A 23,882-nucleotide genomic window follows, 5' to 3' on the forward strand; every position below is an offset into this window, starting at 1 on the left:
GAGTCTGGAGATTGCTTGGATCGGCTCGATGCCTCTTGAACAACGCAGTCGATCGACCGGTACATTCGGTTCAAACGCTGCCTGACTGTGCTCGGCTTCCTCATCTTCTCCGATTCCCTCGGAACGGATCCGCTGTGGCGGGGTTGAATCTTCCGAACCACGAACCAGGAGACCCGATCCATGCTTCGCTTCACCGCCTGCGTCCTGTGCTCAATGATGGTCGTGCCCATCCTTGCCAATCAGGAGATCCGGGTCGATCGCGACCTTGCGTATTCCAATGCCGTGGGCGGTCGGGGATCGACCCGGCTCGACGTCTATGCTCCAGAAAATGCTGAGGGCCTGCCGATCGTCGTCTGGGTCCACGGCGGTGCCTGGCGCATTGGCGACAAGGCTCACGTTCAGCGCAAGCCGCAGGCGTTCACGGAGAAGGGATACATGCTCGTGAGCGTCAATTACCGGCTCCTGCCCGGGGTCACTTATCGGGAGCAGGCCGATGATCTGGCTACAGCGATCCGATGGGTGCGTGATCATGCCGCGGACTACGGCGCCTCGGCTGAAGGTATCACCCTGATGGGACATAGTGCTGGAGCCCACCTTGCGGCCCTGGTCGCCACTGACCATCGATATTTGGAGTCCAAGGGGCTGGATCTCAGGGTCCTTTCTGGTGTGGTGTTGCTCGACGGTGCCGGCTACGACATTCCCCGCCAGTTGCGGGATGCGCAGCAACCCCGTGTGAAGCAACTCTACGAAGGGGTCTTCACGAATGACGAGGAGACCCAGCGAGACGCCTCTCCCATCTCACACGTCGCTGCTGGGAAAGGAATACCGCCGTTTTTGATTCTCCATGTGGCGAATCGACCGGATTCTCGGGACCAGTCTGAGGGGCTGGCGGAGAAGTTGGTGGAAGTAGGAGTCGAGGCGAAGGTTGTCCCCGCCAAGGGGAAGACGCACGCCTCGATCAATCGGGAGATCGGTCGTTCGGGAGACGAGCCGACCAGGGTTGTCTTCGAGTTTCTAGAGAGGCTTGGAAGATGTCGGTAAGTTCCCCTGGTGGCGAAGTCGGGGGCGCCGTTGGAGCTGGTTCAGTTCCTCGCCCGGCACATCACGCCCGTCTTAACGTTTGGAAACAACGCCCAGGACGATCAGCATAACCAGTCGGCCGCGCTGAACACTTAACTGAGTTGAACCCCGATCACGCTCCCTCGCAGCGAGGCCGCGACGCGATCCCGAACGGGCTCCGATGTCCCAATCCCGGCAGCTTATGGGCAGCGCGTAGGAGTCGGAACGGGTCAATTCGAATCGGATCAGTCAAGAAAGTCGATGGGTCTCTGACTGGACCCGATCAGCGCAAAGCAAGACCCGAGACGGGTTTCGTCGCCTCGGGTCGCATGATGTCAGAAGTACACCCGGTAGGACTCGAACCTACAACCCTCAGTTCCGAAGACTGATGCTCTATCCAATTGAGCTACGGGTGCATTTTCGGATTGGAATGGGAGACGAGTTTATTTCAAGAATGGCACGAGTCAAAATAGATCAATTTACGAAGCGATGCATCCGAGAGTGGAATAATTCAAAGACCTCGACGTTCAAGAGGTTTAGTTTACGAAGCGAAGTGGTGGCATGTCCAGAGGAATCAGCGGAATGAAGGTTGTCTGTCCTGAACTACGGAAAGAGGCATTTTAATCACGCTCGTCACGTATTGCCAGTCCTTGCCAGGATTGTGTCGGACCTCAATAGAAATGTCCGCCGGTTGGCCCCAATAGAAATGTCCGGTCGATGCGTTCTCCAGGCCAAGCCTGGAGGTCGCCATGAACCCCGATCGAGCCAACGTGATCGCAATCCCCTCACCGTCCTCAGGACGGTCCTTAACGGGGGGCCCGCTCCCAGGCGCGAGGCCTGGGAGCGGAGAAAGAAGGCTCATGAGGAAGATGTGGACTCGAGCGAGGTTGGGGGTGCCTGGCGCATTGGCGACAAAAGCCCTCGTTGATATCAGGGATGCGGGGCAGTTCATGAAACTGCATTGAGAGCATGGTATCAGGGGTCGAGTAAATGCTGGTCTCTCCCCTGATGATTGGCTCGAACATTGAGGAACTTGAGGCGAGGCTATGCGCTGGGAACCTGGAATCGATCGCGGTTGCTCTGTTCATGCTCGATGACGGGGCGTACACTGGAACGTTCTTGAGTTCAACGACCATTTGGGGCCGTCGTTGAACACGTGGGTGCACTCGAGATGGTCTAATGGCGACCCTGCCCCGGTTGCGTGGCCAGGGAGAGGCTTTGGGGCCGATCGGTTGATTTGCATCGTTTCGGTTCGACTCACCGCTTGCGGTCCATTTTCATGATCGACGCCTTCGGTCGCCTGTTCGACACCTCTGGTTTCCCCGCGCGATGGCATTGCGGATCGGGGTGGACTCCAGCCCTCGGTTGGCTCCATATCGGTGCAGATCTGGCGATTTGGGGAGCGTATTTGACCATCCCGTGTGTGCTGCTTTTCTTTGTGAAACGACGACAGGATGTCCCGTTTCACAAGGTCTTTTATCTCTTCGGGTTGTTTATTCTGACGTGCGGGATTACCCATCTGATCGATGCCACCATGTTTACGTGGCCTGCTTATCGGTTGCTGGGTGTCTCCAAGGCCATTACGGCGACCGCTTCGTGGTTGACGGTGATGGCCATGATCCCGATCATTCCGCGAGCACTCGAATTACCGGGCGTGATGCGATTGAACGATCGGTTGACTCGGGAAATTGAGGAGCGAACCCGAGCCCAGATCCAGCTTGCCGAACATGCCGAGGCACTTGAACAGGCCAACCGCAGGCTCGCTGAACTGACGTCAGAAGCCGAGGCAGCAAATCGGGCCAAAAGTGACTTTCTGGCCCACATGAGCCACGAAATTCGGACCCCCATGACCGCGATCCTCGGGTATTCCGACGAACTGCTTCGAGAGGTTCAGCTCGGAGACGAAACCTCTCGACTCGATGCCCTGCAAACAATTCGAGAGAATGGCGAGCATCTGTTAGATATTGTCAACGACGTGCTCGACCTTTCCCGAATCGAGGCCGGTCGACTTGAAGTGGATCGGCGTTCGGTCGAGCTATCAAGGATCCTGGCTGAGGTGGAATCGCTCATCGGTGTGCTCGTTCGGCGCAAGGGATTGTCGCTCCAGGTCTGTTTCGAAGGCAACATTCCCGAACGGATTGAGACCGATGCCGTTCGGCTGAAACAGGTGCTTGTGAACCTCGTCAGCAACGCCGTGAAGTACTCGGACCAGGGAACGGTCAGCCTGACGGTCCGACTGCTTCCCGGCCAGCCCGATCCCCTCGGACATCGTCCGCTTCTTGAGTTCGAGGTTGCCGATACGGGCGTTGGGATGACTCCGGACGAGGTTTCTCGGCTTTTCATCCCTTACAGTCGGCTTGACCGCCGTGATGACCCTCGTGGCAGTACGGGGCTGGGACTGACCATCAGCCAGCGCCTGGTGGAGTTGCTCGGTGGGCAAATTCAGGTGACCAGCGTACCCAACGCCGGAACGACCGTCTCTGTCACCATCGATCCAGGAGAGCTTGACGGCATTCCAGAGATCAAGCGAGACCCTCCCCCAACCGCCTCGCCGACCTCCTCTCCTGATACGACCTCCGCAGAAGGGGTGGAATTGCCCGAGGGGCTTCGAGTCCTGCTGGCTGAAGATACGGTGAGCAACCAACGGTTGATCGGTCGAATCCTGGCTCAGGCGAGGGTCTGCCTCGACGTGGTCAATGACGGTGTGGAAGCGGTGGAGGCGGTCCAGAGGTCGGAAGCGGAAGGCAAAGACTATCATGTCATTCTCATGGATATGCTCATGCCCAATCTCGGCGGGCTCGATGCTGCCGCTCGGCTTCGTGCCCTCGGCTGTCGGACACCGATTGTCGCGTTGACGGCCAATGTCATGGATGGAGATCGTGAACGCTATCTTCGGTCGGGCTGTGATGGATACCTTGGCAAGCCGATTCATCGCGATCAACTTCTCAGCACTCTGGCGCGGTTTGGACAACCTGGACTGAAGCGATCAACCGGCTCCCCACCGTCAAATTCATGAAGCTGACGGCGATTGTCCTGGTGGCTGTGGTGGCTTTCGAATCGCTCTCGCTCTCCCCCCTGGCGTGATCCCCTCCTCAATTTCCTCTTCGTTCCCTCGTCATGATTCATGGATGCGACTTCAATTCGATCTGCGCTCTGGATGCTCGTCGGGGCGGTTTCGTTCGCCGTGATGGGCGGGTTGACCCACGCGCTGGGATCTCGTTGTGACTGGCTCATTGTCGCCTTGACCCGGGCGATTTTTATGCTTGGCTCGGCGTGGTTGCTGGCGGCTTCGGCCGGGGTTCGACTGGTCGTCTTTCGGCCGCCGACCCTCTGGATTCGAAGCCTTGCGGGCAGCGTCAGCCTGGTCTGCAATTTTTATGCGATGTCGATTCTGCCGGTCGCCGATGCGCTGACATTGATGAGCATGTATCCACTTTGGATTGTGGTGTTTTCTGCCCTCTGGTTGCGTCGGATGCCTTCGGTGCTGGAAGTCGGGGGAGTGATCTGCGGGCTGATCGGTGTGGTCTTGATGCAGCGACCTCATCTGGGAGGTGATTCCCAGGCGGTGGCCATTGCCATTGCCAGTTCGTTGACCACGGCAGTGGCCTTGATGGGGTTGCACCGGCTCCGCCATGTGGATACCAGAGCGGTCGTCGCTCACTTCGCCGGGGTCGCGAGTGTCATTGCCGGAGGCTGGCTTCTCGTGCAAGTGTCGAACGGAGCCCTTCATGGAATCCGTCTCGACGTCTTGACGCTCACACTGTTGCTGGGCGTTGCGATCTCTGGCACGCTCGGTCAGTTTTGCCTGACAAGAGCCTATGCCCTGGGTGTTCCCGCTCGGGTCGCGGTGATCGGTCTGTCACAGGTCGCCTTCGCGATGATCTTCGATGTCTGGGTGTGGGGGCGAGTCCTGACCCCGTTAACCGTGCTTGGCATGGCGTTCGTACTCGCCCCAACGGCCTTGATGACCACCCAGGCGCGTCGAAGACTGCGGGATGTCGCGCTGCCCAGTCGAACGACTCGTGTGCCGGCATCTCCTGAACCGGTGGCAAACCCGGCTCCCCCCCCTGCCCTGCCGATTGCCGCCCCCTCCGGCGGCGATTGATCGGAAGAACCTCAGTAAACGCCTTCAATCCATCCCGATTCGCCGCAACCCACCTCTGAGCAGCCCTCAGCCTCAGAGCAATCACGCTCCAGGACCAAACGCGTTCTCCTCGAGGTGATTCAGAGATCACCCCGAGGTCGAAAGGGGAGCATGATCAACCAGGCGAAGACAAGACATCCAAGAATGTTCAGAAGATTTGTCAAGGGGTTGAACAACGTTTTCGGTGTAGGAAGATCGTCTTCGTACCAGAAACGATAGAGCAGAAACGATGCGATGAACCAGAGCATCATGGCTGCGGAAATGGTCAGCAGCCACCAGATCTTCCGAAGGTTCCCGCGTCCCATATCATCATGCAGTTCACTCATGTTGATCCGCCTTCTTGAACTCATGGCGAACGTGCTTCGGAACGAGCGATAGTTGGAGGTTGGTCGGGTCGTTCGCTTTTTGCGCGATCGCCTCGCCTCAGACTGCTCAGAGCAGGGGATGATTCCCCAACGCGCAGAGTTGCGGAAGGAATACGGAGGAAGGCCCTGGGGAATTAGGTCAGGCCAGGGAACGGATCGCCGTGATAGATGAAGTGGGGGCGTCCCTGTTCGTCTTGCCAGGAGGCGGTGGACGGCAGCCCGAGGGCCCGGTAGATGGTGGCGGCGAAATTCTCGGGACGTTGAGGATCGGACACGGGCTCCCCTCCCACCCGATCCGTCGCGCCGAGGACTCGGCCTCCCTGAATGCCTCCGCCGGCAAGCCAGACGCTCTGAGCACGTCCCCAGTGGTCGCGTCCTGGGAGGGCGTAGTGTTTTTCCAGGTGAGAGATGCGAGGCGTTCGGCCGAACTCCCCTGCCATGACGATCAGGGTCGAATCGAGCAATCCGTAGGCCTGGAGATCATCGAGCAGGGCCGCCAGGGCGCGGTCGGTCGGCGGGTAGAGCTTGTCTTTCAGGTGGGGGAAGGCGTTCCCGTGGGTATCCCAGGTCTCGTTGTTGCCGAGGTTGACCTGAACAAGATCGACGCCAGAGGTGACGAGTCGACGAGCCATCAGAAGCGACCAGCCGAAGAGGTTGTCGCCATAGCGATCTCGCTCAGCCTGCGGGGCACCGGCCACGTCGATCGCCTGCCGGACGGAGGGATCGGTCAACATGGCGACGGCCGAGGAGCGGTGATCGTCGAACGAGGCCGCCTCGGCCCCGGCATCGAGTTCCCGACGGACGCCATCGACGTGGCCGAGCAAGGCGAGACGATCACGCAATCGACCTCGATCCAGACCTTCTGGAAGATCGAGACTCGGGGCGCGGAAGACTTTTTCGGGTTCCGGGCGGCCTCGTTCCTGGTGGTCGAAACCGTACTCCGGATACGCACCGTAATAGGTGTTGTCAAAGGGGGAGGACTCGATGAACCAGGGGTCGCGCCTCGGCCCCATCTGGCCGCCAAACTGGCCAGGAATGACCCGGCCGGAGTTATGGATGAGCCGTTCGGGCAAGACGACCGCCGGTGGCAGATTCCCGCGAGGCCCGGTGAGCGCTCCGGCGACCGAGGCGATCGAGGGCCAGTCGGTCGCCTTTGGTCGGCTCGCGTCGAAGCCGGGCGGCAGCATGGTTTGCCCGGAGAGCATGACCATGTGCCCCTGAGAGTGCTCGTTATAGGGGTGGGTCAAGGACCGCACGAGCGACCAAAGGTGGGCCCGCTTCGCCAGTTCCGGAAGATGCTCGCAGATCGAGAGGCCCGGCACACTGGTGGCGATCGGTTGAAATTCGCCGCGAATCTCCTCCGGCGCCTCGGGCTTCATGTCGAAGCTGTCGAGCTGACCGAGGCCCCCCGAGAGAAAGATGAAAATGACCGATCGAGCCGGTCGTTGCCCCGTGGAGGCTGGGTCCACCACGTCGGCCGCTCGCAAGGCCCTCAGATGCGACGAGCCGAGGCCAAGCAAACCAATCGCCCCTGCCTGAAGGGCATACCTTCGGGAGAGTTGGGGGTGACGAAGTTGAGCGGAACGCGACGCGGAGCAGGTCATAACGATCCTCACCATCCCCGGGAGGGTCGGGAGCGTTGCTGGCATCGAGGCAGATGAGCTGCCGTTATACCAAAGTTGAACGGCGGGTGAAACGGCGCATCGAACATAATGATACCACGCAACCGACGCCCGAGCGTGCTGCGATCGTCTCACGGCGCTGGGAATCGGTTGCGTGTACGTTGCTCAGAAGCCGATTGCTCCCCCTTCTCGCCGACTCCTGTTGGCGATGGGACCGCGATCAGGAGGTGGCGGCGCCGACTCTGCGGAGCTTCTTCTGGATCGGCAACTCGCTTTCGTAGACCTTTTTCACGCCATCTCCCATCGCCTTCTCGATCACCCGGATATCCCGGACGAGTCGGTGGAAGCCCGACGGTTCGACCGAGGCGGCCTGGTCGCTGCCCCACATGGCGCGATCGAGGGTGATGTGCCGTTCGACCACGCAGGCTCCCAGACTCACGGCGGCCAGGGTCGTCTGAAGGCCGACCTCATGGCCCGAGTAGCCGATCGGGGCGTCGAACTTGGCTTTCAGGACCGGGATGACCCTCAGGTTCAATTCCTCGGGCTTGCACGGATAGGTGCTGGTCGCGTGCAGGATGACCAGCTTTTCGGGGTTGCAGAGGGAAACCGCGTGCTCGATCTCCTCCATCGTCGACATGCCGGTTGAGAGGATGATCGGCTTACCGGTGGCGACCGTGTGCTTGAACAGGCTGTCGTCGGTCAGCGAGGCCGACGCCATCTTGTAGCACGGGGGGTCGAACTGCTCGATGAAGTCAACCGACGGTTCGTCCCAGCACGAGGCGAACCAGGCGATCCCTTTGTCCTTGCAGTAGCGGTCGATCTCGGCGAACTCCTCCTTGCCGAACTCGACCCGGTAGCGATAGTCCATGTAGGTCATCTCTCCCCAGGGCGTTTCGCGACGAATGTCGCGCTGCTCGGGAGGGACGCACAACTCGGGGGTGCGCTTCTGGAACTTCACGGCGTCGCAACCGGCCAGGGCGGCGGCGTCGATCAGTTGCTTGGCGAGCTTGATGTCGCCGTTGTGATTCAGGCCAATCTCGGCGATGACGTACACAGGGTGACCTTCGCCGACCGGCCGACCGCCAATCGAAACAACCTTAGGCATGGGTGTGATACGCTCCGTAATGTGCGGCGATCAGGTCCGCCAGCTCTCGGAGGGCTCCACGACCCCCCGGTGATTCCAAAATGATCCGAGACGCCCGGAGCGCCTCGGGGTGAGCATCGGCCACGGCCACCGGACATCCGACGGCCGTCAGGCAGGAGAGGTCGTTCACGTCGTTGCCGACATACAGCGTGCGCTCCAGGGCAAAGCCCCGCTCGTCGAGCCATCGACGCAAGGTCGTAATCTTATCTTCGATTCCCTGGATGCATTCGATCTTCAGTTTCGCGCACCGGGCTGAGACGATCGGATGCGTCTCCTTCGAGATCACCACCATCGGCCAGCCGCTCTTGCGGAGGATCTCCAGCCCCATGCCGTCTCCCCGGCTGCAGACGACCGCCTCTTGCCCTTCTCCCAGGACGATCACCCCGTTATCGGTGAAAACCCCGTCGAAATCGAAGATCAGGGCGTCGAGTTTCTCCGGCAGCAGCGCCCGCTTTTCCTCCTTCGCACGTGCCCGCAAGAGCACTTCAGCCACTTCGAGATCCACCGGATCGTCGATCTCCCATCGCCGCTCCGCCGGCATCTCGTACAGGGCCGTTTTTCCGAAGAACCGATGCTTCGCCTCCCTGAAGCCGGCCACCTTCATCACATAGACGGCCCCCGACTCCAGAAACTGCGGCTCCCGCTCCTGCCTCAGCGGCCTGAACTTCTTGTCGTGGTTGATCCCGACGCAGTCGCCCGACGCCTCTTGCTTCCACAGGAAGTAATGAAACGGCACCACCGCCAACGCCGTATCCGCCCCCTCCCGCTCGAGCGCACCGATCGTCCCGTCAATGTCCTCTGCCGCCGTGAGCGGAGACGTGCACTGCAAAAAGGCCAGCACCTCGGGCTCGTACCCTTCCGACTCCTTCAGATGATCGAGTACATGCAGCAAGGCCGACTCGCTTGAGGCCCCGTCTCCTGCCAGCTCCGCAGGCCGATCAACCACTTCGGCCCCGAACCTTCGGGCCACCTCCGCGATCTCCGTATCATCTGTCGAAACCACCACCCGATCGACCGCCCTTGCCGCGCGAGCCGCCTCAATCGTCCAGCCGATCATCGGCTTCCCACCCACAGGCAGGACGTTCTTTCGAGGGATCCCCTTGGAGCCCCCTCGGGCAGGAATGATGGCAAGTGTTCGGTTTGAGCGTGTTGTCATCGTGGCCAAGTGAGTTAGTCGCACTCCAGAAAGATGATTCGGTCACCACGTGCCTCGGACAGCAGGGTCCTCAATCCTCGAAACCGCCTTGAAGGCCGATGGATTTCCTTTCGAGACGCAGGAACATCGTTCTTCAAATCCTCGAGCGTGGTTTGAGCCACTCCGAAAGGTCGCGTTCAATTAACGACTCGGTCTCCAGAATGTCTGTCCTGTAAGATTCGAGAAGATCATTGAAAAGGTGGTCGTTCAATTTTGGTTTATGCAGATTCTTGCGTTTCAGGTGGCTCAGAGATTTGTTCGCAGCCTTACCAAGTGGTCCGGGAATCGCCTTTGCGATTGGATCAAAGCGTGAGAGCGTGCGATGAACAAGAAGGTTTTTTGGAATGAGTGATTCGTTTTTTCGATTTGTTGTAGAGGGACGGAAATTCGGGTCGACTTTCAGAAATTCAAAAATCTGCCGAAGTGTTGCGTCGCGCTGAGAGACAAAATCTTCGTAAAGGAGAATGAGGATTTGTTCTTTCGGAAATCGTTTGAAATACCATTTGAGTTGCTGGGCATAGAAGCCTCGCTCCAGATAACGCCACGGCCATCCCCATTGCTTGTCACGCCGTTCCGGTTCGCTTCGGACAGCTTCTGCGAAATCCGTCAGAAACTCGACCCCATCGCGAACACGATGAAGGTATTGCGAGAACGCTCGCTCCACCGGATGTCTCAGAATCGCAATGAGTCGTGCTTCAGGGATGTAGCATTTAATGCGGTCGGCCGCCTGCTCGCTATACAGATACCACGGGGTCGACTCGCCGATCCTGGCTTCACCCGCATGCCCTCGAAACAACTCAAGATACTGATCCCGATCGGTGATGTAACCCTTCACACGATCTTGATCTCCAGGCCCTCTCCAGTCTGGAGGCCCTCCTTCGAAACAAAAAAACTTCGGTTCCTTAACGGGACTCATGAAAATATCGGGATGTTCGCTCAACATTGAGTGAAGCGCAGTCGTCCCGGCCTTGGCAGCTCCGATCACCAGGAAATTCGGCCAAACGACTTGAGTCGACGACATTTCGTGATCCACTTGAAGAAGCCTGCGGTAACCCAGCAAACGATTCTCAGGAGCTGAAACAGCGATCGAGATCGTTTCAATCCTTATTCGAGAGATACTGTGGATAGGGGACGCGACATCGTTGCGGTGTTCATCTGTCCCGAGCAAAGCGAACGCCAGCCAATTCTCGGCTGGCCGTAAGCCGACAGATGCTTCTTTGAGTCGATCTCATTCGAGTCTTCTCGGGCAAAGAAGGTCAATGTCCCTCGCATCGGATGGTTGGATTGCCTTGCATCACATGGCAGGAATCGCGAATTCGGACGGGAGCTTGGACGGGTCCGGCGCGTCCAAGAATAGGCCTCGCTCTCGAAGAGTCTCGGCCAATTCTGGGTCGAGCGGGCCGTAACCGAGATCCGTCCGTGTGTGGCGGTAATAACCCATGTGGTTGCGGCTGTGTTCGTTCTCGGGGGCGTATGACAGGTAGACGGCGTACTTGGGCCCCCGGATTGGCGATGCACAGTGGTAGAGCCGCTGATTGAAGAGGATGCAGTCGCCCGGTTCGGTCTTGATCCAGACCGGGACACTTGGACGCGTCCGCGAGGGATTGGGGTCGGGCGTGGTCCACATGGTCATTTGCCGCGGTGGGAATCGCGGTTCCGGTCCGAGGCCAAGGCGATGACGCAACTTCTTCCACCGATGTTCCCAACGGAATCGTGGCTCCCACGAGGCCCATTCTGCGTCGGTGAGGCGTCGTTCGAACCGGTGACTTCCGGGAACGACTCCCAGTGATGAGCCGCTCTCTGCAAACGTCTGCAGATAGATCGCGACACGAGTGACCAAATAAGGCGCCCGGCTCTCATCCCAGTCGGCCCCCTCACCGAATTTGCGGCAAGCACTGTCACGGTGCCAACCGCCGATGCGGTGGGCATGAAGATCTGAGTGCTGGGTGTACCTTGCTGTCGGTCCTAAGAGCTCTCTCACGACCTCAATGAGCTTTTCGTGGAAAATCAAGGGCCAGAATTCTCGGTGCTTCGAGACCCCGTCGGGGCATTCGAAAACCTTCGACCCATAGTCCGCATCCCCAACACCCGAGAGCTTAATGATTTCGGAGCGGTAGTAGTCGGCCTCCGTCCGTGTCAATAGGCTGGGTATCACAACGTATCCGTCCCGCTCAAACTGTGCTCTGAGTCCAGACATAGGGTGTCCCCTTTGACAGCACCTTAAATAAGTGTTTATCCGCGCTCGACTGTCGTGTGCCCCAATGCTTCATCTTCCAGAGTCTGTCCAGTCCGCTGAACGAGATTCTGGAGGCTTGTTTCCATGTCTTGAACGGCGTTCACCTCGATCCCTCGTCGCTGGCAAGGCTGATCCTGGCGTCGCACAGAGCGAAGGCAACTCCCTCACGAAGTGTCAATCTCGTATGTTGCATCTGGGGTAAAGTGAACTATTTGACGAGTAATCGCTCGGAATCAGCCGTCGCCTCCGGTACAACTCGATGGGAAAGCCACTCGACATTTCGAGGCACCCGAGCCGTGAGATCGTCGACCCGAGCCATCAACTCTTTCCGAAGCGAATCGCCTTGCCCGACGTACCTGTGGGCAAGATCGATAATTGCGTCGAGTTGCTCATGGAGTCGAAGCGAATCAAAGACCGGGGCATCCAAGCCAAGGAGGCGCAAGAGTCCGGTCGTCTTGAGCGTGTTCGCGGTCATGACGATGATCGGGGTACCGCCTGTCGAAGCCAGAATACTCGGGTGCCAACGTCCACTGATATAAAGCGCTGCGTTCCCGAGGATATCCACGGCTTGCTGTGTCGGGGTATGAAGTCCGATCAGGGGTAAACCGAGGGCCTTCGCCAGCGGTCGCATAAACCGCTCGTCTTGGACACAAGGTGCCGTCAGAACAACCTGACCAAACCCTTCCTGCAGCCTGAGGCAAAGGTTGTTAAAAGCGGGCAAGGGATCGTACTCAGGACGGTCCGGTCGCAGATAAATCGAGCTCCCACCGACGCAGACATACGGCTGACTCGGATCGAACCCATCTGCATTATCCGGCCAGACGCTGAAATAACCAGGTCGGCTGGCAAGTGAAACCCATGCGGATCGTTCGGCAGGGCGGTACCGGAAGGCCGCATCAGGTGCGATTCTCTCCATCGCGTCCGGAACGATCGTTCGGCATGTCTCGGCCGAGATCGGTTCCCGAAACACCACGTCATCGAGGATTGGGTAGACCAGGGCAGCCATGTCGGCCATGATCGGGTCGTGCAGATCGGCCGTGTGATTGACCAGTAGGCAGGGTTTGTTCAAGTACTTCTTTGCAACGTATGCCAGGAAAAGCATCATCCTGCCTTTTCGCTGGCGGTCGTAGATGCTTCCCTCTCCATTGATCACGACGACGTCGCTCTGCTCAATACCCGCTCGTTCTGGCTCGTAGATCTGTCCGTCGAGCGCGAGATTTGCGAACCGATCAAACTGATCAACGGTCTCCGGAACGATATCCGAGGCCCCATAGAGCCGGTCGAGACCTCCGATAACTGTTCGATTGACGAGTCCGACCGCCTCTCGTCGCGCGATCGGGAGTCTTCGTGCGGTTCCCCAACTCATTCGTTCAAACGCTCGTGCCGCGGAGGATGGCACATACCGACTCGGACGAGACATCTTCGAGAGACCAAGCTGACCCGAGATCTGCCCACCCGCCTCCTCGACCAGTTCCCTGAGGGCTCGGGTCGTGGCCCGGCAACCCCAGTTCGCGTTGTCGGAGGTGTCGTTGATGAAGTAGACGTTCATGGATTGGCTCAATGAATCCAAGATCCTGTCGCGGTGGGTGGCTGTCCGAGGTTGTCCGCGTCGACCCAGTATCGTAAGCGGATGATCAGGAAGCCGTGGAGCGGCTGGCCTGAAACTCGGATTCGGTCGCAAGTTCCCAGGGAAGAACTCCCCCAAAGTACCCGATTCGGCTCCCGCCCCGCTTGGATGAGTGATCGTGAACTGTAAACTTAATTTGATTGGTAGCTCGGTCAAGCGGTCCCTTGAATGGGTCGTTCAGCGCTACCGTAACGGCATATTCAAGCGGGGCCAGCAATCGGGCTGGGACGCGGATGGTGTGGTAGGTGATCCCTTCAGGAATTCCGACTCGGTCTGAGTCTCGCATATCGGTGAACAGCACAGGAATCCCTAGCGAGTCTCGAAGTGACATCGTCAGGAAGCCTGAAGGTCGACGAGACTGGCTGAACACACCGATCCGGATCAAAAATCCGCGGTCGCTGTCGACGTCGTTCTGGGGGGTTTCGTCGAGCCCGTCGAGCACTTCGATCTGGAAGATCTGGGCATCCCGAGAGCGGTCGAGCCCAGACTCGTACCGGCTGCCGTTCTTGACGTTCAGGTCCATGTAGGCTCGGACCGCATCCTCGACTGGCCCGTCGTAATGAACACCTCCCTGGTTCATCACAATCCCTCGGGTGCAGAGCCGATTGATCGCGTTCATGTTGTGGCTGACAAAGAGAACCGTCCGAGCCCCTCCGCTCGTATCAGAAAGCTGCTGCATTTTTCCCATGCATTTGTTTTGGAACTCGACGTCACCGACCGCGAGCACCTCGTCAATGATGAGGATTTCCGGTTCCAGGTGCGCCGCCACCGAGAACGCCAGCCGCACTTTCATGCCTGAGCTGTAGCGCTTGATGGGCGTGTCGAGGAACTTCGAGATGCCCGAGAATTCGACAATCTCTTCGAACTTGCGGTCAATCTCGCGACGAGTCATGCCGAGGATCGTGCCGTTCAAGTAGATATTGTCACGGCCGGTCAGCTCGGGATGAAAACCGGTGCCGACCTCCAGCAACGAGGAAACGCGGCCGTTGACCACCACTCGGCCAGAGGTCGGTGCGGTCACGCGAGAGAGGATTTTCAGAAGTGTCGATTTCCCGGCTCCGTTGCGGCCGATGACCCCGAGCACTTCTCCCCGAGGAACTTCAAAGGACACATCGCGGAGGGCCCAGATCAAATCCTCTTCATCTTCGGCTCCCGATCGAGACGTGTCGAGCCGCCACAGCTTGCGAAAATTCTTCAGTGGCTTCTTGATCGCATCAATCGACGCGGAGAGCAGCGATTCGTGGCGCTCTTCGGCGAGGCCGATCCGGTAGAGCTTGCTCAGCCCTTCGACACTGATGGCGGTGTTCGACATGGTGATCTTCGGAAGCACTCAGGATGCAGAGGGAAACGGATGGGGAACCGACGGACTAGGCGACGTCGGCAAACAGACGTTCTGAGCGTCGAAAGTAGAATAAGCCAGTTACCAACAGAATCGTCGCGACCAGCGTACCTTCGAGGATCAGGGGGAGGTGATATTCGAATGGAGCGCCGAGCAAACTGGCCCGGAATCCGGTAATCACGGCCAGCATCGGATTCAGTCCGAACACCGCCATGATCCGAGGAGGAATCATTTCTGTGGTGTAGATCACGGGCGTGAGATACATCGCCAACTGGATCACGAAGCTCAACGCATAGGCCACATCCCGATACTGGACCGCCATCGCCGCAAGCCAGAGACTCATCCCCAGCACCGCGACAAAGGCGACGAGAATCATGGCCGGAATTACCACGATTGCTTCTGGACGCGGGGCCACGTCGTATCCCGCGATGGCATACCCGAGCATGAGCAGTCCCAGAAGCAGCAGCATGATCCCCAGATCAACAAACTTCGAAAGGATCTGAGAAAGCGGCAGAATGATTCTCGGAAAGTAGATCTTCGAGATCATCGTGTTGTTTTGAACCAGGCTGCTGCTGGCGCCGGTGAGTCCCGCCGAGAAGAACAACCACGGAACGATCCCGCAGAACGCGATCAAGGCGTAGGGCAAGTTGCTCGGCAACGTGATTTTCGCCACCCGGCTGAAGATGATCGTGTAGATGATCATCGTGATCACCGGCTGGAAGATGGCCCAGCCAATTCCCAGCACCGACTGAGCATAGCGAGCCTTGATGCCTCGCCAGGTCATGAACACGAGCAAATCTCGCCGTTCATACAGTTCGCGAAGATCGACCAGTTGCCAGCCTGATGGGGGCTCAATGATCAGCGTGTCGGGGATGGCCGACGTCGTTGATGGTGCGACGGTTCCGATTGAGGACGCCGAGTCCCCGGGTGTGGTTCCTGGATCCCTCTCCAATACACAAACCGCTCGCTGCGCGGCCCCCGTGGTTGCTGTTCATCGCGAATCCCGAGTCCCTGGCCGGAAGGTGTGAATGACCGGATGCTCAGGGACTTCGGCAAGGACTCGGTCGTTGCGCCTCCTCCGAACGCCTTCACCATCCCCCGAGGGAATGAGAGGGTTCGAGCGCCAACGATCTAGGCTTGAAGGATTTTAGGGAGAGGACCATCAATTGTGACACGTCTCTCGAAAAACTGCCGGCCAATCACCGTATCGAGGGACGCCTTTTTTTGTCAAATGAAAACCTGGCGAAGGTACACTTCCCCGAGAGCCTGGAAAAGCTGGGAAGCCATCAGTTTGGGGATGTGCAGTGGTCCGGCGGGGTGGCGATTTCGAGCAGAAGGTCTGCCAATCGATAGCCGGCCAGGGCCGATTGGCGACGGGCCAGGGCTCGGGCGTCGGCGTCGTAACCGATCGGAAGATCAGGGAACTCCGCCAGGGAGGGGTCGAGGTTGCGATAAACGGTCTGGAGTGCCAGCGCGACTCCTTCCGAAGACCAACGGTTCGGGTTCGGCTCGGCGAGCCGGTCGGCAAACGTCTCCCGAGGATGCTCCGCCCGCAAGGTGGCGGCCAGCGCCTCGACGGACTCGGGAGTCGCGTCGGTCCCCAGGGCCCGGTCCCAATAGCTGTGCAGGTTCCCTTCCCCGAACCGAACCTCGTTGCCTCCCCGGTCGCCATTCGGGGTGGCCGGGCTGAAGCGGGCCACGTTGTGCAAGGGCTGATGCAGGTCGCCGACCAGGTGGAAGATCCAGCTCAAGGCCAACGCCCGATCCGAAGTCGGGGCGGAGCGGTCTCGGGCAATCTCCAGGTTCGTCGCCAGCGATTCAAGGATGTCGCCGTGCGGGTCGTCATCGTCGAGATCCTGCAAGGGCGGTAAGACCTCGACCCTCCCCTCCCCATCGACCATGATTCGGAAGTTGATGTAATGAGCCCGGCCGATATCGTAACGTTTGAACGGGCCAGGCCGTTTCGCATCGTCCGGAAACACGGCCGCGTTCATGAAGCGGTTCAACGCGGCGTCGTCGCCGTTCCATCGATGCTCGGCCCAGAACGTGGCGTCCTGGGCGGCCGGATGCTGGTCGAGGATCTCCACGATCGCCTGTCGGGCCTCGGGTGGCAGTTCTTCAAAGGCAATGGCCGCGATCACCCGATGGGCGCAATCATTCCAGAGGCTCGCACCGGTTGCTTGATCCGCAGCCAGGGTGAGCGTGACCACGGGAAGAAGAATCGACACGGGCAGGAATCGCATCGCAGGAGGACTCGGCCAGGGATGGGGCGGGGCGGCACCTCGTTCCGGAGCCTTCCAGGATACGCGATTGCGATCCCCTTCCCCAAGCCCGATTCCCGTCCCCTCATCCGACCATCGCAGTCCTGAGCCGTTCGGCCCCGGATTCTATCGGCCTTCGGAGCAAGTAGACGTCCTGGACCGGATTCCCCCGAGCGGCCTGGGGGTGCCATTCCAGGATCTCCCATCCCTCGGCCAAACCCGTGGCGAGCGATCCGGGCGGGTGGAACGCGGCGCAGTCGTTGCTGCCCTCGCGGTCGGTCCCCACCACCACCATCTCACCGCGGTCGTACTGATCGCGGAGGACCGGCGAGAGCCCGTCGCGATAGGCATCGCCATGCAGGGTGATCAGGAGGAGGCCACCGGGCCGGAGCACCCGGCGTAGCTCAGTCATCCAGTGCCGCTGGCGGGCTTCTCCCATGTGGGTGAAGACCGACAGTGCATAGGCCAGGCCGAACCGGGCGTCAGGAGCGTCGATGCGCCCGTCAAGTGAATTGACCGCGAAGAGGCTGAATCCGAGATGCCGGCGGCACCAGGAGATCATCGCCGGGTTGGTGTCCGTCCCCACGATCTCGACCCCCGAAGCGGCCAGCCTTGACCAATGGCGAACCACCCGACCGACCCCACATCCGAAGTCGAGCAAGGCGCCCACCTCCTCCATCGGCATTCCGTGGCGGCCAACGGCGTTTCGGATGTCCTCGGCAGCCCATCGACCCCCTTGAAGGAACCAGGTCGGGTCCTCCGAATTGCCGATGGCGTGCAGCAAGCGAGGAGGGGGCACGGGCAATCCTGAGGCCCGCTCGGCCAGTCGAATCGGTACGCCCCGAATCCGTTGCCGGGTTCGTTCGGCGACGCGCTGAAGACGTCTCCGGGCCCGATGGGCCAGCTCGATCCTCTGCCCGGTTTCTCCGCCTTGCATCGCCCTGTCCCTCCGTGGCGGCCGGTCCCTGGCAGGCATTCCCTTTGCCTTGCCCTTGCATGCGGATCGAGATCGCCGGCACCGAGAAGAACGGACGATCCCTGTTCGATTGCGACAGCGTTCTCTACACGGAGCGGACGGAACGGTCAAGCTCGGCCGCTCCGATCACGCACCGCCGGGAAACACACCGGAGACGATCCCTCTGGAATGAGGACCGTCTCCGGTGCTACGGAATTCCGGATTGAGGAGTCAAGAAACCGAGACTTTCGGCGGCCTCGGCTCACAAGACTCAGCGAGACGTCGGAACGCCTTGCTCACCAAAGATGACCATCGGACGGCCCGACGCCGGCACGAGGTCCTGAGTGTTGTAGATCAACTGGGCATTCAAGGCCCGGTCAATCAGGTCGACGGCTTCGAGCAGGTGAGCCCGGGTGTAAGAGTCGGCCTTGCCGTTGCTGGCCTCGAGCACCTTCGACACCTTGTCCTTGAGCGCTCGAAGCTGCATCTGGGCAAGGTTCGAAATCGGCTTCTGAGCCGCCCCGGTCCCGCCGTTGGGTAAGGTCAGGTCGATCAGGCGATCAAGATGCTCGCGCTGAAGGTTCCGGCGCAGGCTGGAGACCATCGGCTTGCGATCGGTGAACGGTCCCGCGCCCGGATCGTCCAGCTCAGACCAGATGGTCTTGCCGACGGTTTCGAGCAGTTCGGGAAGGGTTAATGCATCCTGGTCTGCCGGAATTCGGAACTCGTTGTCATACACCCGCCGCAAGGTGGTCGGGTTCATGAGCATCGTCAGGGCCGAAGCCTGGATGCCGATGATCCGATCGTGGATCGGCCAGGTCGGCTCGTCGTTGACGGCCGATCGGAAGCCTTCGCCGTCGAGCCACTTGTCCACCGACATTCGGCGGAGCAGCTCGGGGGTCAGGCCGAAGGCCTCGTCCTTGAAGGCGTTCTCGATGATGAACGTCAAGGCGGCCCGCTGCTGATCGACGGGAACGACCTGGATCGGGTCGCGGTCGCCAGGGTCCCCCTTCTTGTCGCGGTTGACGAACGTGCCGCCGACCCAGCCGGCCAGCATGTTCAGCGACGACACCTGGAAACCGAGGGTCATCTCATAGCCGCGACGGGCCTTGGCCCAGCTGTCGCCGTCGTTGACGAACTTCTCCAGCAGACGTTCGCGGTGATAGCGGGCCAGCCGCATCTGATTCTCGGCATAGTCGAGCGGGTCCTTCGAGAAATCGTAGCGACGCGCCAAGGGGTCGGGGCCTCCGGTGTCCTCGTCGGTCCCGTAGGCCAACTCGGGCTCGGAAACCCGGGAGAGGACCTTCTTGAGACCCTTCTCGTCAGTCGAATAACCGAATTCAATGGCCCACATGTCATAGGGGCCGATGTCGATCATCGTATAGTCACCCTGGACCTCCCCCGATTCCATGTTGATGTTCACCGGGTTATAGTCCATCACCGATCCGGTAAACGGCTTCTTGCCCTTCACCTCGTCGCTGTTGATCTCCTCCAGGGTGTACAGGCCCGATGCCTTGAAGTTGTGGCGCAGGCCGAGCGTGTGGCCGACCTCGTGCGCGACCAGGTCGGCGAGCAACGGTCCGATGAACTCCTCCGGAATGCCGTCGAGCATCTCCTTCGGCTCTTCCGGGTCGTCCTTGGGCTTCTCACCGTCCTTGGGCTTCTCACCGTCCTTGTCCCCCTCGACGATTGCGGCGTGGTTGTGGCCATGATCGTGCCCGTCGTCAAGGGTCGCCAGGTGAAGCCGCAGAGCGGCCACGTCGCGGGCCCGGCCCGAGGCGGCCAGGCAGAGGCCGTTGACCTGGCTCATCCGGCCGATCAGGCCGTCGAACTCGTTGTCCCCCATCAGGGTCGGATCGACATGAGCGGCCGGATGTCCGCCGAGTGCCTGGGGGCCTCGCATGGCTCGCTGAGCCATCAACAGGTCACGATCGGCGGGGGGGGCCATTCGGATGCGGGGGTCCCAGCGCGGGTTGGCGTCGAGCCAGGCCATCGCCTCGGGGCTGAAGCCTTCCATCGCCATCTTCGGCAATTCCTGGTTGAAGTCGCGCCAGAAGGCCCGAATCCAGCCGTCGGTCAGGATGATGTCGGCGTCGAGAATCTGGCCGGTCAGCGGGTTGACTCGGCTGGGGCCGATGGCGGTACCCACGTCATTGTTCAGCCACCGAATGAAGTTGTACCGGACGTCCTCGGGGTCTTTCTCCATGTGAGCCCCAGAGGCGGCGTCCTGGTAGTAGACCTCGATCGCGTTGGAGAAGCCGACGTTCTCAAACGCCTTGTTCCAATAGAGCACCCCTTCGCGGACCCACCGGCGGTATCGGATCGGGGTTGTGTGCTCGATGTAGAAGACAATCGGCTGCTTGGGAGGGCTCACCTTCAGGCTTGGGTCGGCCTTTTCCAGGTGCCATCGGTTGATGTAGCGGACCCGGTTCTCCCCTTCGGCGAACTTACCCAGGTCGGAGTAGGCGGTCGTGAAATACCCGATACGCTCATCGGCTTTCCGGGCTCGGTAGCCCGTGTTCTCGGGAATCAGGCTGATGGAGTAGTGCAACGTTCGCAGTTGCCCGTCGTCCATCGGCACCTCGAAGGCCAGCTCAACGTTCTGCTCGAACGCTTTGGCCGTCTTGATCGCGGCCAGCCTCGGGTTGCTGATCCGAACGCTGTTGCCGAAGAACTTCGACGCCTGACCGACAAGCAGCTCATCCAGGTCGATCACCGGTCCGCCCTGAGGGACGATCGTCAAGATCGGAATGTCGAGCAATACCTTGTCGGTAAAGAGCCGCTGGACCGAGGCCTTCGATTCATTGTCGCCCGTCGATCGCACTTCCACGTTCGGCTGGATCAGGGCAAGCCGCTTGTCGTAGGGCTTCCAGTAGACGTACATATCGCCTGCCTGAAGCCCGGCAAAGCGTTCGCCGCTGGCCACGGTCAGGGCGATGTAGTGCTTCTGCCTCATGTAGTCGCGGGGCAGCTCGGCGAGCATTTGGCCGTCGCGCTTGCGGACCCAGATGTTGAAGAAGCTCGGCTTGCCATCGAGCATCGAGACGACTTTCTCATATCCCTCGATCACTTTGTCCAGAGGGGGGAAGTCGTCGGGCCGCGCTTGGTTTCCGTTCGCCCCTCCCGAGGCCAGCCGGGCCATGATCTCAGGGGGTAAGCCGGTCGGAATCGGTCCGGAGGGGAACGCGGAAGGGGACTCCTCCTGCTGGCCGATCGCTTGCGAGGTCAGCCCGCTAAGCAGGGCGAGGCCAAGCATCGGAGCCAGCCAGCGGAACCCGAAACTCGGGAATCGCATCATCATGGCGTTTCTCGTGGGGGTCAATCAACGGGTGGGTGGGCGCGAAGCATTCACAAACGACGGACGAAGACCCGATTCCCGGTCCACTCGCGGAGAGGAGGCAAGTGTCGGTCGGCGATCAACCGGGAAGAGTTGGGGGCGGCTCGTGTCGAGTCTCGTTCCACTCTACGAAGCGGCGAACGATCTGGATCGGGATCACGTTTCTCAGATCCTTCACCTCAAATTATCCTACGAATTCCCAGCCCCACTACAAGGTCCACTCCGAACGAAATCAGATTACAGTGCGGCAAATAAGGGGTTTGTAGGGATTGGAGTGGTTCGTTCGAAAGAGAGGGTTCTTCTGGCGGTTGACCTTCGATCCGAGCTCCCGTCTAATCGCGGGAGGACGGACCGAAGTGGTTTCGTTCCCGGTGATGGCTCAGCGATCAATCGGCTTGAGGACGACGTTGCGGTAGAAGACCTCGGCCCCTTCCGACTGCAAGGCGATCCGACCGGCGGTCACGCTCGCCCCCGAGCCGTCATTGACGACGGTGCCATTGACGATGTTGACGATCCGGTCGCCGTCGCAGATGACCTCGATCGTGTTCCACTCGCCGTTGGGCTTCTCGGTGTCGGGCGACTTGATAAACCGGCCGCCCGTCTTGGTTTCGCCATCGACGGTCAAGGTCGTGCCGCCGACCATGAAGAAGTCGCCGCAGTCCCCTTCCTGGATCTGGCATTCAATGGAGGTGGTCCAGATCTTGTCCGGGCCGACGCAGTGCATGAGGATGCCGGAGTCTCGAATTGCTTCGGCCCGAGGGGCCCACTTCGTCTCGCCCCACTTGAATTCAAGGACAAGGTGATAGTTCTTGTACGCCTCCCTGGTGGTCAGGCAGGCGAAGCGCTCGCCGGTGACTTCCAGCAGCCCATCCTTGACGGTGAAAATCCCTTCGGCCTTCGACTCGGGGCTGTAGGGCTCGGTCCGAGGGTCGACGAAGATGACCCAGTTGTCGAGGGAGTCGTCCTGGAGCAGGACGATCGTTTCTCCGCCTTCGGTCACGTCGATCGCCTCGTCGTCGGCCACGGCCGGAGCACCGAGGCTGACCGCCAGCACGCTGATTGCCGCCGTCAACAGGCCGGGAAGATTCATCAAGGGGTTCATCGCGTCGTGGTCTCCTGGGGAAGATCGAGCGTCGGCCGGTCGTTGGGGATTATCGCGGAGCAAGCGGGCCGAAGCTGACCGGCATCGTAGCAGCCTCCAGAACGCTCGACAACGATCCCGAACGCATGATCGACCGACCGATTTTCACAATCGACCGGCCTGGGACCACGATCAACGACGGAGACGATCCCTGAGCCTTCGGGTGATGGCCTCGATCGTCGATCGGCCATCCTGGCGGGCGTCGATGGTGACCCGACCAAGCTGAACCTGAGGTTGGTCGATGGAGCCGGTGATCTTCAGATCAAGCAGATCCTCCGGCGAGAGCCCGGCATCGGCGAGCAAGGCGAGCATGTCCGGACCCACTTTCCCGGCGAGCGGCGAGGTATCCAGCTGGTAGTGGATCCTCCCGTCGAAGGCCGAACCGCCGGACAGGACAATCGGTGTTCCCCCCAGGTTGAGCTGGATCTTCCGGCTCAGAATGCGACGGTCGTCAATCGAAAACTCGCTTCGGAGCGAGCCGACCTTTCCATACTGCGTCACCGGTAACACGCGGGCCAGGTCGATCAGCAGCGACGACCCCTCCAGGCGGATCGGGTCAATCTTGACCATGCCCCGACCGCTCAGCGAGTCTCGGATCTCAGGGCCAGAGGCCCCCTGCCCCTTCAGTTCCAGGTCCAGATCGAGTTTGCCGTCCAGTTGCTCCGACGCCCCGGCCAGGTACGGAACCAGGTAGGTCATGAGTCCCAGGTTCGAGCCAAGCTGAACCCCTTGGGCTTGCAGTTGTCCCATGAAGGCCGGAGATGGCCCCCGCTCGATCTCTGCAGCGAGCGCGAATGTTCCGCCGTTAAGTGTCCCTCTCAGGTCCTCGACCTCGACGACCGAAGGCCACCAGGTTCCCGAGCATTTCAGATCGTCGATCGCCACCGTGGTTGCCACCTGAGCATCGACAAAGACGATCCGCCCTCGCGAGAGCCGGAAGGCGATTGGCCCGTGCGCCTTGGTGCCTCCCTCCTCATCGTTGACGACTGAGAGGTCTGCGGGTTCGGCGTTCTGGAGCAAGAGCCAGGGCGGGAAATTGCCGTCTCGATCCCGGGACAGTCGTAGCGAGAGGTCGCAGACATCGACCCGGCTCGGTTCTCCCCGACCGACAAGCAAGGCCCCGAGGCTCAGGTCGACCCGGACTGATCCGGCTTCGACCCAGGGGGTGGTCGATTCGTCCGGTGCGCCTCCCGGTTCGAGGATCGACAGGTCTCGGAGGTAAATCCCCCCGAGGGGCCCGAACCGGACATGCTCCAGCCTGGCCGGACAGCCCGTGATGCGCTGGACCCGGTCCTCGATGGCTCGCCGGGCCCAATCGGTCGGCACGATCGTCAGGACAGCCGTCCAGAAGAGCGGCGGGGCCAGCACCAGGGCGATCAGCCAACGCCGGCCGAGGCGCAGGCGTCTCGGACCTCGCATGGCGAGCCTCCGTAGGCCCGGGGGAAGTGCGGGACCTG

18 protein-coding genes and 1 tRNA gene are annotated in these 23,882 nt (G+C 60.3%); 4 read left to right on the forward strand and 15 right to left on the reverse strand.

Annotation, left to right across the window (positions count from 1 at the left end; translation table 11 throughout):
• Positions 1–180 precede the first annotated feature (180 nt).
• Together HG800_RS00440 and HG800_RS27860 are read left to right on the forward strand one after the other, a co-directional pair.
• Positions 181–1,041 carry an alpha/beta hydrolase gene (locus HG800_RS00440; protein ID WP_235963166.1) on the forward strand — a complete coding sequence of 287 codons (861 nt, stop codon included), beginning with the start codon at positions 181–183 and terminating at the stop codon, positions 1,039–1,041.
• 9 nt (positions 1,042–1,050) lie between these two features.
• Positions 1,051–1,176, forward strand: a complete 126-nt coding sequence (locus HG800_RS27860) for a hypothetical protein (RefSeq protein ID WP_261345868.1) — start codon at positions 1,051–1,053, stop codon at positions 1,174–1,176.
• A 225-nt stretch (positions 1,177–1,401) separates the two neighbouring features.
• On the opposite strand, the gene HG800_RS00445 is transcribed toward HG800_RS27860, so the two are convergent.
• Positions 1,402–1,475: transfer RNA gene (locus HG800_RS00445), tRNA-Arg, on the reverse strand.
• Positions 1,476–2,338: 863 nt separating this feature from the next.
• On the opposite strand from HG800_RS00445, the gene HG800_RS00450 reads away from it, so the two are divergent.
• Together HG800_RS00450 and HG800_RS00455 are read left to right on the forward strand one after the other, a co-directional pair.
• Complete coding sequence (locus HG800_RS00450) at positions 2,339–4,075, forward strand: ATP-binding protein (RefSeq protein WP_169972661.1); 1,737 nt, start codon at positions 2,339–2,341, stop codon at positions 4,073–4,075.
• Between the two features lie 108 nt (positions 4,076–4,183).
• Positions 4,184–5,164, forward strand: coding sequence for a DMT family transporter (locus HG800_RS00455; protein ID WP_169972662.1), 981 nt, complete (start codon positions 4,184–4,186; stop codon positions 5,162–5,164).
• A 119-nt stretch (positions 5,165–5,283) separates the two neighbouring features.
• Here the strand turns inward: HG800_RS00455 and HG800_RS00460 are convergent, their stop codons facing one another.
• The 14 genes from HG800_RS00460 to HG800_RS00525 form a co-directional block, all read right to left on the reverse strand.
• Positions 5,284–5,529 carry a hypothetical protein gene (locus tag HG800_RS00460; protein ID WP_169972663.1) on the reverse strand — a complete coding sequence of 82 codons (246 nt, stop codon included), beginning with the start codon at positions 5,527–5,529 and terminating at the stop codon, positions 5,284–5,286.
• A 173-nt stretch (positions 5,530–5,702) separates the two neighbouring features.
• Entirely contained in the window at positions 5,703–7,172 is a 1,470-nt protein-coding gene (locus tag HG800_RS00465) for a DUF1501 domain-containing protein (RefSeq protein ID WP_169972664.1), read from the reverse strand.
• A 238-nt stretch (positions 7,173–7,410) separates the two neighbouring features.
• Positions 7,411–8,295 carry an N-acetylneuraminate synthase family protein gene (locus HG800_RS00470; RefSeq protein ID WP_169972665.1) on the reverse strand — a complete coding sequence of 295 codons (885 nt, stop codon included), beginning with the start codon at positions 8,293–8,295 and terminating at the stop codon, positions 7,411–7,413.
• Complete coding sequence (locus tag HG800_RS00475; RefSeq protein ID WP_169973402.1) at positions 8,288–9,490, reverse strand: acylneuraminate cytidylyltransferase; 1,203 nt, start codon at positions 9,488–9,490, stop codon at positions 8,288–8,290. Before HG800_RS00475 ends, HG800_RS00470 begins: the two co-directional genes overlap by 8 nt.
• A 133-nt stretch (positions 9,491–9,623) precedes the next feature.
• Positions 9,624–10,589, reverse strand: coding sequence for a sulfotransferase family protein (locus HG800_RS00480; RefSeq protein ID WP_206352067.1), 966 nt, complete (start codon positions 10,587–10,589; stop codon positions 9,624–9,626).
• Between the two features lie 234 nt (positions 10,590–10,823).
• Positions 10,824–11,726, reverse strand: coding sequence for a phytanoyl-CoA dioxygenase family protein (locus HG800_RS00485; RefSeq protein WP_169972666.1), 903 nt, complete (start codon positions 11,724–11,726; stop codon positions 10,824–10,826).
• 247 nt (positions 11,727–11,973) lie between these two features.
• Positions 11,974–13,314 carry a polysaccharide pyruvyl transferase family protein gene (locus HG800_RS00490; RefSeq protein WP_169972667.1) on the reverse strand — a complete coding sequence of 447 codons (1,341 nt, stop codon included), beginning with the start codon at positions 13,312–13,314 and terminating at the stop codon, positions 11,974–11,976.
• 85 nt (positions 13,315–13,399) lie between these two features.
• Positions 13,400–14,704, reverse strand: coding sequence for an ABC transporter ATP-binding protein (locus HG800_RS00495; protein ID WP_169972668.1), 1,305 nt, complete (start codon positions 14,702–14,704; stop codon positions 13,400–13,402).
• A 55-nt stretch (positions 14,705–14,759) separates the two neighbouring features.
• The gene (locus HG800_RS00500) at positions 14,760–15,515 is read right to left on the reverse strand and encodes an ABC transporter permease (RefSeq protein WP_235963199.1); all 756 of its coding nucleotides are present in this window, start codon (positions 15,513–15,515) and stop codon (positions 14,760–14,762) included.
• 502 nt (positions 15,516–16,017) lie between these two features.
• Positions 16,018–16,974: a S1/P1 nuclease gene (locus tag HG800_RS00505; protein WP_169972670.1), complete on the reverse strand. Its 957-nt coding sequence runs from the start codon at positions 16,972–16,974 to the stop codon at positions 16,018–16,020.
• 103 nt (positions 16,975–17,077) lie between these two features.
• Positions 17,078–17,929, reverse strand: coding sequence for a class I SAM-dependent methyltransferase (locus HG800_RS00510; protein ID WP_169972671.1), 852 nt, complete (start codon positions 17,927–17,929; stop codon positions 17,078–17,080).
• 289 nt (positions 17,930–18,218) lie between these two features.
• Positions 18,219–21,248 (reverse strand): zinc-dependent metalloprotease, encoded by a 3,030-nt coding sequence (locus HG800_RS00515; RefSeq protein ID WP_235963167.1) that lies wholly within the window; start codon positions 21,246–21,248, stop codon positions 18,219–18,221.
• 415 nt (positions 21,249–21,663) lie between these two features.
• Entirely contained in the window at positions 21,664–22,386 is a 723-nt protein-coding gene (locus HG800_RS00520) for a 3-keto-disaccharide hydrolase (protein ID WP_169972672.1), read from the reverse strand.
• A gap of 171 nt (positions 22,387–22,557) precedes the next feature.
• On the reverse strand, positions 22,558–23,844 hold the full coding sequence (locus tag HG800_RS00525; RefSeq protein WP_169972673.1) for an AsmA-like C-terminal region-containing protein: 1,287 nt from the start codon (positions 23,842–23,844) through the stop codon (positions 22,558–22,560).
• Between the last annotated feature and the right edge of the window lie 38 nt (positions 23,845–23,882).

This window comes from Tautonia rosea (assembly GCF_012958305.1).
Taxonomy (GTDB): Bacteria; Planctomycetota; Planctomycetia; order Isosphaerales; family Isosphaeraceae; genus Tautonia; species Tautonia rosea.

Coding starts and splice junctions, on each gene's coding strand:
- HG800_RS00485 (WP_169972666.1), bottom strand. CDS start 11,726: ATGTCTGGACTCAGAGCACAGTTTGAGCGGGACGGATACGTTGTGATA.
- HG800_RS00510 (WP_169972671.1), bottom strand. CDS start 17,929: ATGCAAGGCGGAGAAACCGGGCAGAGGATCGAGCTGGCCCATCGGGCC.
- HG800_RS00515 (WP_235963167.1), bottom strand. CDS start 21,248: ATGATGATGCGATTCCCGAGTTTCGGGTTCCGCTGGCTGGCTCCGATG.
- HG800_RS00475 (WP_169973402.1), bottom strand. CDS start 9,490: ATGACAACACGCTCAAACCGAACACTTGCCATCATTCCTGCCCGAGGG.
- HG800_RS00520 (WP_169972672.1), bottom strand. CDS start 22,386: ATGAACCCCTTGATGAATCTTCCCGGCCTGTTGACGGCGGCAATCAGC.
- HG800_RS00505 (WP_169972670.1), bottom strand. CDS start 16,974: ATGCGATTCCTGCCCGTGTCGATTCTTCTTCCCGTGGTCACGCTCACC.
- HG800_RS00525 (WP_169972673.1), bottom strand. CDS start 23,844: ATGCGAGGTCCGAGACGCCTGCGCCTCGGCCGGCGTTGGCTGATCGCC.
- HG800_RS00470 (WP_169972665.1), bottom strand. CDS start 8,295: ATGCCTAAGGTTGTTTCGATTGGCGGTCGGCCGGTCGGCGAAGGTCAC.
- HG800_RS00495 (WP_169972668.1), bottom strand. CDS start 14,704: ATGTCGAACACCGCCATCAGTGTCGAAGGGCTGAGCAAGCTCTACCGG.
- HG800_RS00455 (WP_169972662.1), top strand. CDS start 4,184: ATGGATGCGACTTCAATTCGATCTGCGCTCTGGATGCTCGTCGGGGCG.
- HG800_RS00440 (WP_235963166.1), top strand. CDS start 181: ATGCTTCGCTTCACCGCCTGCGTCCTGTGCTCAATGATGGTCGTGCCC.
- HG800_RS00460 (WP_169972663.1), bottom strand. CDS start 5,529: ATGAGTGAACTGCATGATGATATGGGACGCGGGAACCTTCGGAAGATC.
- HG800_RS00465 (WP_169972664.1), bottom strand. CDS start 7,172: ATGACCTGCTCCGCGTCGCGTTCCGCTCAACTTCGTCACCCCCAACTC.
- HG800_RS00490 (WP_169972667.1), bottom strand. CDS start 13,314: ATGAACGTCTACTTCATCAACGACACCTCCGACAACGCGAACTGGGGT.
- HG800_RS00500 (WP_235963199.1), bottom strand. CDS start 15,515: ATGACCTGGCGAGGCATCAAGGCTCGCTATGCTCAGTCGGTGCTGGGA.
- HG800_RS00450 (WP_169972661.1), top strand. CDS start 2,339: ATGATCGACGCCTTCGGTCGCCTGTTCGACACCTCTGGTTTCCCCGCG.